The following is a 12,840-nucleotide window of genomic DNA, read 5'->3' on the forward strand; positions in this document are numbered from 1 at the left end:
ATGGCTCTCCAACCTGGGCTCGAACCAGGGACCTGCGGATTAACAGTCCGTCGCTCTACCGACTGAGCTATTGGAGAATCTGAAGCGCATTTTAGGGATGAAAACTCAAGTCGTCAACCAGATAATGTAAAGAAATGAATCATTTGCTTCATTAATATTCGTTTAGGATGCAAAAGCAAAAAAATCACCCATAAAGGGTGATTTTTTAAACGGAAAAATAATTTTAAATCTTATTTTTCAACGCCAGCAGCTTGACCTGCAAGTTTAGCGTTAGCGTAGTCCCAGTTTACCAAGCTTTCTAGGAAAGTTTTGATGTAAGCAGGACGTGCATTACGGTAGTCGATGTAGTAAGCGTGTTCCCAAACGTCAATCGTTAATACTGCAACTTTACCGTGAGCAAGTGGAGTATCAGCATTTGAAGTTTTAAGAATAGAAAGGTTGCCATTTACTTGGTCAGCAACCAACCAAGCCCAACCTGAACCGAATTGAGTTGTTGCAGCAGCAGCAAATTCTTCAGCAAATTTTTCGTAAGAACCGAAAGCTTCATCAATTTTAGCAGCTAAAGCACCAGTCGCTTTACCACCACCGTTTTTAGCCATACAGTTCCAGTAGAATGTATGGTTCCAAACTTGAGCCGCATTGTTGAATACGCCAGCTTTAGCAGCATCGCCAGCAGTTGCAGTGATGATTTCTTCTAAAGTTTTACCTTCAAGGTCTGTGCCTTTGATCAGGTTGTTCAAGTTTACAACGTAAGTGTTGTGGTGCTTGTCGTGATGGTATTCTAAAGTTTCTTTGCTGATGTGCGGAGCAAGATCTTCATAACCGTATGGAAGTGCTGGTAAAGTAATGGTTGTCATGTTTTCAATTCCTTGCATTTTGCTGGGTTTTAACATTAAGTGGCTTTATTGTAATAGATTCTTGAGGAAAATTGCGCATTGCTTATAAATAACAATACAGAATAAAGCCTGAATTTATACGTATAAAGAAAATGTAAAACCGCTCATGTTGAATTAAATCGGATTGTTTAATTCGAAGTAACTATACTCAATATCAAACTGTTCTGAAATAGCTTTTGCCAGTCGTTGCACACCATAACGTTCGGTTGCATGATGTCCGCAGGCATAATAATGCACATTCAATTCCTTGGCTTCATAAAACGTCCGTTCACTGACTTCACCGGAAATGTAGGCATCACAGTTTTGCTCCGCCGCTTTGCCAATAAAATCTTGTGCGCCACCAGTACAGAAACCGATTTTCTGGATTGATTTTTTATCTGCAGGTAGATGAATGGCATTAAAACCTAAACGTTCCGATACATACTGCTTAAAGTCTTCGGCAGACATGGGCTGTTTTAAATAACCAATATTGCCAATCGGGTTACGTTCGCCAGGATCTAAAGCTTCAATCTGTTCAAGTTCTAAAATATCAGCAATGGCAGCGTTATTGCCTAAAGCAGGATGCGAATCTAAGGGCAGGTGATAGCCTAGCAAAGAGATATCATGCTGAATCAAGCTTTTAATGCGTTTACCACGCATACCGGTAATCGGGTAGGGTTCACCTTTCCAGAAATAACCATGATGAACCAAGAGCAAGTCCGCACCTTGTGCAATGGCTGCGTCAATCGCATCTTGTGATGCAGTTACTGCACACAAAATTTTATTGACCTCGGGTTTGCCTTCAATTTGCAAACCATTTGGTGCATAGTCTTTAAATTCGTGTGATTTCAGGGTCTGATCACACCACTGAATAATCTCGTTGAGCTTTGCCATAAATGTCCCGGGACTCTAAATATTTAATCTCATCAAACCATATTTTAAATTGTAACTAAAGCATCACAAAACTCTTGAATTATTTTTATGTTTCCATCTCTATTTCATTTTACAATGGCACATAAATTACTTAGTCATCAACGAATTAAAATATTGTTAGAGGAAATTAACGTGCGTCGCACCTTTTCATGGTTACCTTGGGTTTTACTCATTTTGGTTACTCTCGGTTTTCTAGTATGGCAGCAAAATCAAAAGCCCAAAGCACCTGTTGCGGCTGATGGTATAAAAATGCCTGTAGAAAAAGTAGAGCCATTAGTGAATACCAACCGAACAGGTGGAGTCAGTTCTTATAGTGCGGCAGTTAAAGTTGCAGCGCCTGCCGTGGTGAATATTTTTACCACTCAGAAAGTGAATAAGGCTGAGCATCCGCTGTTAAATGACCCTGCATTTCGTGAGTTTTTTGGTGATCAGGTTCCAGAACAATTTGGTCAGGAACCAAACGAAAATAGCCTGGGTTCAGGAGTTATTGTTCGTGCGGATGGTTATATCTTAACCAATAATCATGTGATTGCTCAGGCCGAACAAATTGTGGTTGGGTTGAATGATGGACGTCGTGCAGTTGCAAAAGTGATTGGTACAGACCCTGATTCAGATCTTGCTGTGATTAAGATCGAGCTGGATAAACTTCCGGTACTGCCTTTTAAATTGAGTGGAAATGAAGTCGGGGATGTGGTGCTTGCGATTGGTAACCCGTTTGGTGTGGGACAAACCGTAACACAAGGGATTATTTCTGCAACCAACCGTTCGGATTTGGGTATTAATACCTATGAAGACTTTATTCAGACCGATGCGGCCATTAATCCGGGTAACTCTGGTGGTGCATTGATTGATGTGGCTGGTAATCTGATTGGGGTCAACACGGCGATTTTCTCTCAATCTGGTGGTTCACTCGGGATTGGTTTTGCCATTCCTGCGAAAGTATGTCAGCAAATTCTGAATTCAATTTTGAAAGATGGTCGTGTGGTTCGTGGCTGGTTGGGAATCAGCCTGATGCCGGTGCAACAGGAAAACATTCTTGAGCCTAAGCAAACAGGTGTTGTGGTTGCGGATGTACTTCCTCAGGGGCCTGCAGCCAAAGCGGGAATTCAAAAAGGCGACAAGATTATTCAAGTCAATGGAGAACCAATTAATTCTGCTTCTCACTTGATTAATTATGTTGCATTGCAAGCTCCAAATAGCACCATTAAAGTTGAAGTGGTTCGAGATGAGAAACCTTTAACCCTGAATGTAGTGGTGACTGAACGTAAAGCGCAGAATAACAATTCACAATATATTCCTTTACCTCAGCAATAAAATATTCTTTAGATTCATCTATATTCAGATAGGGTGAATAAAGAAAAAGCGCATTTCGATGCGCTTTTTCTTTTATTGCTTACTCATTAGATAACTTACGTAAATCAAAAAATATTTAATATTAGATTTTTTAAATCAGCACTGCCTCATATTTAATTGATCTTATTTTTATACCTTTGCGTAGGCGATATCTCTACTTTTGAAAGGTCAAAAGTAGACAAAAACCTTTTGTTTCCCATACACAACATCCTTGTCGTGATGGGAAACATGTGGCATCCATGCCACTCTCATAATTCCAATACCTGCTAAAATTTATTTTTAATTTTGGCTTTATAAACGACTTGTCATAATTGAAAAATGACTTATGAAAAAAGTTTATTATTTCAAAATGACTTTTCTATATCTCTAAAAATGTATGGCTATGAATAGGGTAACTTGATATCGAATAGACATTCACAGATTTAATTTAAAAACAGGAAATTAAGATCATTGTTTTTATGATGATTTAAATCGTTATGAATGATTTAGGCAAAAAAAAGCCCGCTTTAATGCTGCGGGCTTTTTCGTATTTGGCTCTCCAACCTGGGCTCGAACCAGGGACCTGCGGATTAACAGTCCGTCGCTCTACCGACTGAGCTATTGGAGAATCTGCATGCGATTATAAGGAGATTTTGTGGGGGGTCAAGCTAAAAGTGTCATGATTCCTTAATTTTTGTGCTGTATGCTTTTTATTTAGACAAATAAATCAAAAACGTTAAAAAAACTTGCACAGCCAAAATCGGCTTGTTAGATTAAATGCATAACAAAGCGTTTGAATGAAAGTTCAAACAGTGTGGATTTAAACCAACTTGCCAGCACTAAAATGGCTAAACAGGAGAAAGCGAATGCATACGCTGACGATTGCCGAAATTTTTTCAAATTTATCTTTTTATCAAGACAATTATCTTTCTATCATTCAAGATCCAGAGCGCTACCAGACAGCCGTAGAGGATGCTTATATTCAGGTCTGGCCTGTGGACACTCAAGCTTTATATCTGGGCGATTTATTGCAGTTGTGGTTCAGCAATAAATGGTTAATCGATTCACCCTGTCAATTGCTCCTGGACAGCTATTCCAAAGGACGTAAACAGCCCTTGCAGCGTGAGCATGACCTATATTTGTATCAATTGAATGGTAGTGCTTTATCGGGACGTAACAATTCTAAAGTGTGGTCGGTTTCGGAACAGAAAAAACTCTCGGTTTCTCTGGATAGCGTATTTAAGTATTTATGTATCTATAAGGGAACTTCTCGTCCGGAAGTGTCTTTATCAGCACTCACAAAATCATTTAAATCAGCTGTTTAATTATGCATCAATAATCGTATATGAGCACAAGAGCTTAGCAGATGACTTAGCTCTCTCACCATCTTTCAATACTCATTGAATGATCAGGATGTGCTATGCACGGATAATCATGCAAGTTGCAGTAGCATGAGCATAAAGTTTGCCATCTTCATCGACAATTTTCCCCTCAGAAATACCCAGGTTCTTACTAATATTAATGATTGTGCCAATTGCGAGGAGTTCTTTGTTCTGCGGAATTGGACGGCACATTTTTACATTTAAATCGATTGTGCCGTAGCCAATGCCTGCTTCCAGCATGGAAAAAACTGCACATCCGGTAACTGAGTCTAAGACTGTGGCGGCAAACCCGCCGTGCACGCCGCCAAGCGGGTTCAAATGGCGCTGGTCCGCTTTGACTTTAAAATGCACTTTACCCAGTTCGACTTTTCCAGTCAGCATGGGAATGGTTTCGCTCATGGAAGGTGCTGGAAGTGTTCCGGCACACATTGCCTGCATAATTTCTAAGCCAGACATTTGTTGAGGATTCATTCTGTTCGTCCTTAATTTGAATTAGGTTCCTTTTTGGAACTTAAAACCAATTAATCAAAAAACAGACTGAACGTCAACGCGTGTAAATGGAACGCTCAGTCCATTCCAGAGGATTTGAATTTGCGCTTATAAGATAGATTGATTCATTTAGTGGCTATAAGACAGATAAGTTTTATCAAAGCTGTCAAATTGCTGCAGAATTTTCATGGCGATTTCCTCGCCTGTGGCCCAAGTGGTGACTGATGTTTTTGGGTTAACATCAATAATGTCTAGATTCAGGCAGAGGGTTTGCGGGCTTTCAATAATAATAAACTGAGGGGAGCGGGGCTTTAAGCACTTGGCAATATAGCGTTTAATATTTTCTTTTTGATATACATCAATAATTTTATAGCGCATACGCTGCCCTCGATTGTCTATCTGCATTATTTGAACGTATTTTAAAGTTTAAATGAAACTTTTTACAAAGATATTAAAAAGTTAAATGTATCAAAAAAAGTATTTTATTGGATTTGAACAGTAAGAAATCATGCAGTTTAAGCGTCGATTTTAAGTGCTTAGTAAGCTGGATGTTGTTGTGTGCTCTTCATCTGGCTAATCTATGAATTGAATAAGCATAAGTAGAAAAGCCTTATGGATTTCATAAGTGGAATTCGCTATATCTAAGCGATGCAGTTGAATAAGGACGCTCAAACATGCTGCTGAAAATTAGCATTGCGATGCTGGCCTTTGCCGCCAATTCGGTTTTATGTCGTCTGGCACTGGCAGAACAGCAGATTGATCCCATGAGTTTTAGCCTGATTCGGGTATGCAGCGGTGCAGCTGTTTTGTTGCTGCTCTATATGCTTTCTGGGCATAAAACCAAAATAAGATGGAATATTAAAAACGGATTTTTTCTAGCGCTGTATATCATTGCTTTTTCATTGGCTTATTTGCATATTGATGCGGGTGTAGGGGCATTGCTTTTATTCGGCACAGTCCAGTTAAGCATGGTTGGCTATGGCTTGTGTCATGGTGAAAAAATCAATATGCGACGTAGCTTAGGATTAGCTATTGCGATTTTAGGCATTCTGATTCTTTTACTTCCTGGCGCCTCGGCACCTCATTTAGGTTATGCCGCGATAATGGTGCTTTCGGGTATAGGCTGGGCCATGTACAGCATTGCGGGCAAAAATATGCAAAATCCATTGGCAAGTACATTGGCAAATTTTGTGATAGCCATTCCTTTTGTGTTGCTGGCGTACATCGCTTTTTACCCACAGAGTTTTGTGCATATTCAAGGAATACTTTTGGCGCTCTTATCTGGCGGTTTAGCTTCCAGTGGGGCTTATGTGCTGTGGTATAGCATTGTGAAGCAGATTGACCGTGTGACGGCTAGCAGTGTACAGCTGTCTGTGCCGTGTTTAGCTATTTTAGGCGGTGTGCTGTTTATTGGTGAGACTTTAAGCTGGAGAATTATTATTTCTGCGGTGATTGTTTTGGTGGGAATTGCTCTGGTTGTTTTTGATAAGTCTGGGTCAAATTCAGCGTTTAAAGTGAAATCATAATTGAAAAATTTTAGCTATTTTTAGTGTTGTATATAATTCTTTGCATCTGAAAATATAAAAAACCCGCTTCAAGAGCGGGTTTTTTTTAATCTTGCTTTTAAAAAAGCAGATTATTTTTCAGCAGCAATTGAAGCAATCGCAGCGTCTACGCCTTCGATTGAATCAGCAGCTTTTTTGATACGAGCAAGCGCATCTACAAGTACTTCGTCAGCAGTTGCATAAGAAATACGCATGAAGCCGCCAAGACCGAATGCATCGCCAGGAACAACCGCTACACCAGTTTCTTCCAGTAACCATGCAGAGAATTCTGTGCAAGATTTTAAACCTTTGGCACGAATCAATGGTTTGATGTTTGCGTATGCATAGAATGCACCGTCAGCAGGAAGGCAAGAAATACCGTTGATTGCATTTAAGCCGTCCATCACTAAGTCGTGACGACGTTTGAATGCTTCAATCATTGGCTCAAGTACGTCTTGAGGACCATTCAATGCAGCTTCAGCAGCAACTTGTGAAATTGAAGTCGGGTTTGAAGTTGATTGAGACTGGATTTTTTTCATTGCACCAATCAGTTTAGCAGGACCCGCTGCATAGCCGATACGCCAGCCAGTCATTGCATACGCTTTAGATACACCGTTCAATACGATTACGCGATCGTAAAGGTCTGGTGCAACAGTTGCGATGTTATAGAATTCGTCGTCCCAACGGATTGGTTCATACATGTCATCAGAAGCAACAAGTACTTCTGGGTATTTACGAAGCACTTCAGCCAAAGCTTCTAATTCAGCTTTAGTGTAGATCATGCCAGTCGGGTTAGATGGGCTGTTTAATACCACTAAACGAGTTTTGTCAGTGATCGCAGCTTCTAATTGAGCTGGTGTAATTTTGAAACGTTGTTCTTCACCACATTTAACAACTACAGGAACACCTTCAGCAATGATCACCATGTCTGGATAGCTTACCCAGTATGGTGCAGGGATGATGACTTCATCACCTTTGTTTAACAAAGCAAGTGCCAAGTTAAAGAATGATTGTTTACCACCGCAAGAAACCAGGATTTGGTTTGCTGCATAGTCAAGGTTATTGTCGCGTTTAAATTTCGCGATAATCGCTTTTTTAAGACCTGGAGTACCGTCAACAGCGGTATATTTAGTAAAACCGTTGTTAATAGCAGTAATGGCTGCATCTTTGATGTGTTGTGGGGTGTCAAAATCTGGTTCACCTGCGCCTAAACCAATTACGTTTTTACCAGCAGCTTTAAGTTCAGCAGCTTTATTGGTAACAGCAAGTGTAGGGGACGGTTTGATGGCATTTACACGATCAGAGAGACGTACGTCCACGGCAGTATTCCTTCTTATAGGGATTAAAAAATAAAAAGCACACTATCTTAGCTTAAATTGCGCCAAAAAGGGGAGAGAGAATGCACTGATATCTGAAAAAAGTGTGTTGCTTGGTTAAGTGGTATTTGAATGGTGATAAAAAATTGAGTGGCTTATCGGCCAGAGGATAAAAAATAATATTTTTTAAATGAATGGGATAAATATTATGTAGCACATGATCACACTGCAATCCGAGAATAATATGAATGGATTGCAGTGTTTTGCTGGCTTTAATAATCAAATTGAATCATTAATAAGCATAATTTAAATCGGTGTAATCATTAAGTGATTTTTGCAAATGGCTATTGATAAACTCATGTACATCAGCAGTGGTCATTGGTTGACCCTGTTTGCTAATGACATGTTCAATAGGCTGCTGACCTTGCGCGGTAATGGTATAAACAAAATTACGCGTCACTTTATAAGCTGCTTCTTCATTGAGGATGCAAGTCACATAACGGTAACTATGCTCAAAGTTTAAATCGGTATGTGAAAATACAAACTGATCGAATAATTTCATGCTTTGACCATTTGCCAGAGCCTTGAGCTCATCCACAATGCTAGCACTAAATTTCATGCCATAGCGTTCAGAGATGGGTTTTTGGTCAATTAACAGTGATACAGATTCATCATCATTCTGGGTGACGGTGACATTGCTAAAATTGGACATGAACATCTCTGGGGTGAATTACGAAGCTGTTCAGTATGGTGGAAATGACTGAAAAATCAATTCAGAACTGTATGGATTTTGGACACAATATCTAAAGGTTAAATTTAAAAGCACAAACAGAAGAATTAAAAAGAGAATCAAAATAAAAAAAGGCTACATCAGATGTAGCCTTTTGAGTGTTTATTTATAGCCAAGATGCCAAGAAGAACTAAGCATTAAAACGAGACAGATCTTCTTCAGGACGGGCAGTCAATACTTCAACACCGGTTTTAGTCACTAAAAGGGTGTGTTCATATTGTGCTGACAAACTGTGGTCTTTGGTCACCACCGTCCATTTGTCACCTAAAATTTTAGTTTTCCAGTCACCACCATTGACCATAGGCTCGATGGTAAAAGTCATTCCTTCTTCAAGCACCATGCCAGTATTCGCTTGGCCATAGTGTAAAACTTGCGGTTCATCATGGAATACGGTACCAATACCATGACCACAGTATTCACGTACTACGCCAAAACGTTCGGATTCAACATATTTCTGGATGGCATGACCAATATCACCAATGGTCGAACCTGGTTTAACCGTTTCCATGCCGCGGTACATGGCTTCTTGTGCCACTTTACATAAGCGATTGGCCAGAATTGAAGTTTCACCACCCACGATATACATCATGTTGGTATCGCCGTGATAACCATCTTTAATCACAGTGACATCAATATTGAGGATGTCGCCTTTTTTCAAAATTTTACTTTCAGATGGAATGCCGTGACACACCACATGGTTGACTGAAGTGCAAATCACGTGTTGGAAAGCTGGACGGCCAGGTGCTGCGCCATAGCCGAGGCAAGCAGGAATGGCATCTTGTTTATTCACAATATAATCGTGACAAATCGTATCCAATTCCAGGGTAGATACACCCGGTTTGATATGCGGTTTGATCATATCCAAAACTTCAGCCGCCAGTCGACCCGCCACACGCATTTTCTCAATTTCTTCAGGTGTTTTGATTAAACGGCGGGGAGCTTCGTAAGTACTGTTCATGATCTTTAAAAACTTTTGGAAATTTGTGTGTGACTATGGTATAAATAGCCGCCCATTTTATCAAATGCTTTTTCGTGAATAAATTTTCACGGGCTTTGTGCGATGGGGCAATAAAATCCGCACATATATCGACACATTTCTCTGGGTGCCTGCAAGGGTGGAGAATGCGGATATATGGAGGCCTAACCCAAACTTTAAGGTAAAGAAAATGGCAGATTACAACGTAAGCATGCGCGACCTTCTTCAAGCAGGCGCTCACTTCGGTCACCAAACTCGTTTCTGGAACCCAAAGATGCGCGAATACATCTTTGGTGCGCGTAACAAAATTCACATCATCAACCTTGAGCACACTGTTCCTGCGTTAAATGATGCTTTGAACTTTGTTAACAATCTTGCAAGCAAAAAGAACAAAGTATTGTTTGTTGGTACTAAACGTGCTGCTTCTAACATCATTCGTGAACAAGCTCAACGCGCTGGTCAACCATATGTAGACCACCGCTGGTTAGGTGGTATGTTGACGAACTGGAAAACACTTCGCCAATCTATCAACCGTTTAAAAGATCTTCAAACTCAATCTACTGACGGTACTTTCGCTAAACTTACTAAACGTGAAGCTTTAGAACGTACTCGTGAAATGGAAAAACTTGAACGTGCTTTAGGCGGCGTTAAAAACATGGGTGGTTTACCTGACGCATTATTCGTAATTGACGTTGACCACGAATCAATCGCGATTAAAGAAGCTAAAAACCTTGGTATTCCTGTAATCGGTATCGTTGATACAAACTCTAACCCAGACAACGTAGATTACGTTATTCCTGGTAACGATGATGCGATCCGTGCGGTTACACTTTACGCTTCTGCTATGGCTGATGCTATCCTTGCTGGTAAAGAGTACGCTCAATCACAAGCAAATGCTCAAGCTAAAGGCGACGAAGCTGCTAAAGAAGCTCCAGAGGCTTAATGCGTTTTGACGCAGAATTGTCATTTTTGCGACATGTAATCGTGGCAAATTAAGCGTCAAGCAAGCAAAACGGCCCAGAGAACACTTTGGGCCGTTTTTGTTGAACAGATTCATTTTCTACCGTATTTAGGAGAATAACATGACTGCAGTTACTGCGAGCATGGTAAAAGAATTGCGTGACCGTACTGGCCTAGCAATGATGGAATGTAAAAAAGCATTAACAGAAGCGGACGGTGATATCGAATTAGCGATTGATAACCTTCGTAAATCTGGTCAAGCAAAAGCAGCTAAAAAAGCTGGTAACATTGCTGCTGACGGTGCAATCACTATCGTTCAAGAAGGCAACAAAGCGATTCTTGTAGAAGTAAACTGCCAAACTGACTTCGTTGCTAAAGACGAAAACTTTGCTGGTTTCTCTGCTAAAGTTGCTGCTGCTGCTCTTGCTGCAAATGAAACTGACGCTGCTAAAATTGCTGAATTAAAACTTGAAGATGGTTCTACTGTTGAAGAAGCGCGTATTGCTCTTGTTCAAAAAATCGGTGAAAACATCCAAGTACGTCGTGCGAAAATTGTTGAAGGCGAAAACCTTGCAGTTTACAAACACGGTTTAAAAATCGGTGTTGTAGTTGCTTACACAGGTTCTGCTGAAACTGGTAAAGGTATTGCAATGCACGTTGCTGCGTTCAACCCGGTTGCTGTAAATGCTGAAGGCGTTTCTGCTGATCTTATCGCTAAAGAAAAAGAAATTGCTGAAGCGAAAGCATTAGAATCTGGTAAACCAGCTAACATCGTTGAAAAAATGGTGACTGGTTCAGTTGAAAAATACTTGAATGAAGTTGTTCTTGAGCGTCAAATGTACGTAATCGACAATGACAAGAAAGTTGCTGATGTTCTTAAATCAACTGCTACTACAGTTGTTGAATTCGTTCGCTTCGAAGTGGGTGAAGGTATTGAGAAAAAAGCTGAACTTTCTTTCGCTGAAGAAGTTGCTGCTGCTCAAGCTGCTGCAAAATAATCTCTGATTATTTGCAAAAAAAGCCCTCGTTAGAGGGCTTTTTTTATGAATAGTTTAAAATTTTGAGAGAAGGACAAAGATGGCGAATAAAGCTCAGATGGGAATAGGTGCAGTTATTATTGTTTTAATTGCTGCCTATTTTGGAGTGGATTTACAAAAACAACCTGCTTCTACTCAAACTGTTCAAGACTTAAAACTGCAAAACCAAATTCTGGTAGAGAAAGAACGTTCTCAAACTCATGTAGATTCTAAGTCTGAGAATTTACCGCTTGATAATGATGATGCAAAAATTCAGCAGGCATTTCAAACACAAAAAAGTGATATACAGGTTCGGTCTAGCGGAATAGTCAAAGCGGTTTTAGCGGATGATAACAACGGTTCACGCCATCAAAAATTTATTCTGCAATTGCAGAATGGCTTAACCGTTTTGGTGGCTCATAATATTGATTTAAGTCCTCGTATTGATGGTTTGCAAAAGGGAGATGCACTCGAGTTCTATGGGGAATATGAATACTCTGAAAAAGGTGGAGTAATTCACTGGACTCATCATGATCCACAACAAAGACATACGGACGGTTGGTTGAAATATAAAGGAAGAACCTATCAATAAAGGTTCTTCAGAAGGCTAAAACGATAATAGGCCTTAAATTGCGCTGATTTGCGATTTTTGACGTGTTTTATATTTTGGTAGTAGTTTGTTTAGATAGGTATTCATGCACCATGCAGGGCCAATGAGGAGGAATTGGAGGTCTTTGAAGAATGAAGGCTTTTTTCCTTCGACTTTGTGGCCATAAAACTGCCCAATCCATGCTAAAACGAAAAGCGTAATATAAAATCCTGTTCCTACAGGCAAAATAAAAATCAGCCATGCCATAACGATAATGAGGGCAGCCATTGCGACAGCAAGGACTAAGTCTAGGCGTGCATAAAAGAGCAAAGTTAAAACCAGAAGCAGGGCTGTCAATAACGCGCTGAAATGAGCCAGTATGCCGATAATTGAAAACAGGATTGCGGGTACACAAACCCAGTGAATGGCTTTGTTGGTTTTGTTCTGATGGCTCTCACTATATTCATCCAACCATTCTGTTATTGTTTTCATTTTTCACTCCGGTTTTTTATTGATGAATATCCATCAATCTAAGTTTTTTTTTATTGAGATAAAATATAAACGAGAAAGTAGTGCCGGTCAAAATTCAGCACCAGCAATTCATCACTCATATGATGCGCGCAGGACTAATGCTGGAT

At 40.1% G+C, this 12,840-nt stretch carries 14 protein-coding genes and 2 tRNA genes; 6 read left to right on the top strand and 10 right to left on the bottom strand.

The window, feature by feature from the left end; translation table 11 throughout:
* Nucleotide 1: 1 nt before the first annotated feature.
* The 3 genes from B9T26_RS11525 to B9T26_RS11535 all read right to left on the bottom strand — a co-directional run bounded on the left by B9T26_RS11525 (nt 2) and on the right by B9T26_RS11535 (nt 1,769).
* Nucleotides 2-77, bottom strand: a tRNA-Asn gene (locus B9T26_RS11525).
* 153 nt (nt 78-230) lie between these two features.
* Complete coding sequence (locus B9T26_RS11530) at nt 231-857, bottom strand: superoxide dismutase (RefSeq protein ID WP_086175333.1); 627 nt, start codon at nt 855-857, stop codon at nt 231-233.
* 153 nt (nt 858-1,010) lie between these two features.
* Nucleotides 1,011-1,769, bottom strand: a complete 759-nt coding sequence (locus B9T26_RS11535) for a Nif3-like dinuclear metal center hexameric protein (protein WP_086199834.1) — start codon at nt 1,767-1,769, stop codon at nt 1,011-1,013.
* Between the two features lie 171 nt (nt 1,770-1,940).
* Between B9T26_RS11535 and B9T26_RS11540 the strand changes: the two genes are divergently transcribed.
* Nucleotides 1,941-3,122 (top strand): S1C family serine protease, encoded by a 1,182-nt coding sequence (locus B9T26_RS11540; protein ID WP_086199835.1) that lies wholly within the window; start codon nt 1,941-1,943, stop codon nt 3,120-3,122.
* Between the two features lie 570 nt (nt 3,123-3,692).
* Here B9T26_RS11540 and B9T26_RS11545 read toward each other — a convergent pair.
* Nucleotides 3,693-3,768 (bottom strand) — tRNA-Asn (locus B9T26_RS11545).
* 238 nt (nt 3,769-4,006) lie between these two features.
* On the opposite strand from B9T26_RS11545, the gene B9T26_RS11550 reads away from it, so the two are divergent.
* Nucleotides 4,007-4,465 (top strand): hypothetical protein, encoded by a 459-nt coding sequence (locus B9T26_RS11550; protein WP_086199836.1) that lies wholly within the window; start codon nt 4,007-4,009, stop codon nt 4,463-4,465.
* Between the two features lie 93 nt (nt 4,466-4,558).
* Here B9T26_RS11550 and B9T26_RS11555 read toward each other — a convergent pair whose 3' ends face one another.
* Both B9T26_RS11555 and B9T26_RS11560 read right to left on the bottom strand, forming a co-directional pair.
* On the bottom strand, nt 4,559-4,993 hold the full coding sequence (locus B9T26_RS11555; RefSeq protein WP_086199837.1) for a PaaI family thioesterase: 435 nt from the start codon (nt 4,991-4,993) through the stop codon (nt 4,559-4,561).
* Between the two features lie 147 nt (nt 4,994-5,140).
* On the bottom strand, nt 5,141-5,389 hold the full coding sequence (locus B9T26_RS11560) for a hypothetical protein (RefSeq protein WP_086199838.1): 249 nt from the start codon (nt 5,387-5,389) through the stop codon (nt 5,141-5,143).
* Nucleotides 5,390-5,685: 296 nt separating this feature from the next.
* On the opposite strand from B9T26_RS11560, the gene B9T26_RS11565 reads away from it, so the two are divergent.
* Complete coding sequence (locus B9T26_RS11565) at nt 5,686-6,537, top strand: DMT family transporter (protein WP_086199839.1); 852 nt, start codon at nt 5,686-5,688, stop codon at nt 6,535-6,537.
* 110 nt (nt 6,538-6,647) lie between these two features.
* On the opposite strand, the gene B9T26_RS11570 is transcribed toward B9T26_RS11565, so the two are convergent.
* From B9T26_RS11570 to map, 3 genes are all read right to left on the bottom strand, one after another.
* Complete coding sequence (locus B9T26_RS11570; protein WP_086199840.1) at nt 6,648-7,874, bottom strand: pyridoxal phosphate-dependent aminotransferase; 1,227 nt, start codon at nt 7,872-7,874, stop codon at nt 6,648-6,650.
* Between the two features lie 289 nt (nt 7,875-8,163).
* Complete coding sequence (locus B9T26_RS11580) at nt 8,164-8,583, bottom strand: hypothetical protein (RefSeq protein ID WP_086199842.1); 420 nt, start codon at nt 8,581-8,583, stop codon at nt 8,164-8,166.
* Nucleotides 8,584-8,791: 208 nt separating this feature from the next.
* On the bottom strand, nt 8,792-9,619 hold the full coding sequence (gene map, locus B9T26_RS11585; protein WP_086199843.1) for a type I methionyl aminopeptidase: 828 nt from the start codon (nt 9,617-9,619) through the stop codon (nt 8,792-8,794).
* A 208-nt stretch (nt 9,620-9,827) separates the two neighbouring features.
* Here map and rpsB point away from each other — a divergent pair, with 208 nt between their 5' ends.
* The 3 genes from rpsB to B9T26_RS11600 all read left to right on the top strand — a co-directional run bounded on the left by rpsB (nt 9,828) and on the right by B9T26_RS11600 (nt 12,205).
* Entirely contained in the window at nt 9,828-10,580 is a 753-nt protein-coding gene (rpsB, locus tag B9T26_RS11590) for a 30S ribosomal protein S2 (protein WP_086199844.1), read from the top strand.
* A gap of 139 nt (nt 10,581-10,719) precedes the next feature.
* On the top strand, nt 10,720-11,595 hold the full coding sequence (tsf, locus tag B9T26_RS11595) for a translation elongation factor Ts (protein WP_086199845.1): 876 nt from the start codon (nt 10,720-10,722) through the stop codon (nt 11,593-11,595).
* A gap of 79 nt (nt 11,596-11,674) precedes the next feature.
* Nucleotides 11,675-12,205 (top strand): DUF3465 domain-containing protein, encoded by a 531-nt coding sequence (locus tag B9T26_RS11600; RefSeq protein ID WP_086199846.1) that lies wholly within the window; start codon nt 11,675-11,677, stop codon nt 12,203-12,205.
* A 33-nt stretch (nt 12,206-12,238) separates the two neighbouring features.
* On the opposite strand, the gene B9T26_RS11605 is transcribed toward B9T26_RS11600, so the two are convergent.
* Nucleotides 12,239-12,694 carry a DUF962 domain-containing protein gene (locus B9T26_RS11605; RefSeq protein ID WP_086199847.1) on the bottom strand — a complete coding sequence of 152 codons (456 nt, stop codon included), beginning with the start codon at nt 12,692-12,694 and terminating at the stop codon, nt 12,239-12,241.
* Nucleotides 12,695-12,840 lie beyond the last annotated feature (146 nt).

Origin of the sequence: Acinetobacter sp. ANC 4169 (assembly GCF_002135355.1) — a bacterium.
GTDB lineage: Bacteria > Pseudomonadota > Gammaproteobacteria > Pseudomonadales > Moraxellaceae > Acinetobacter.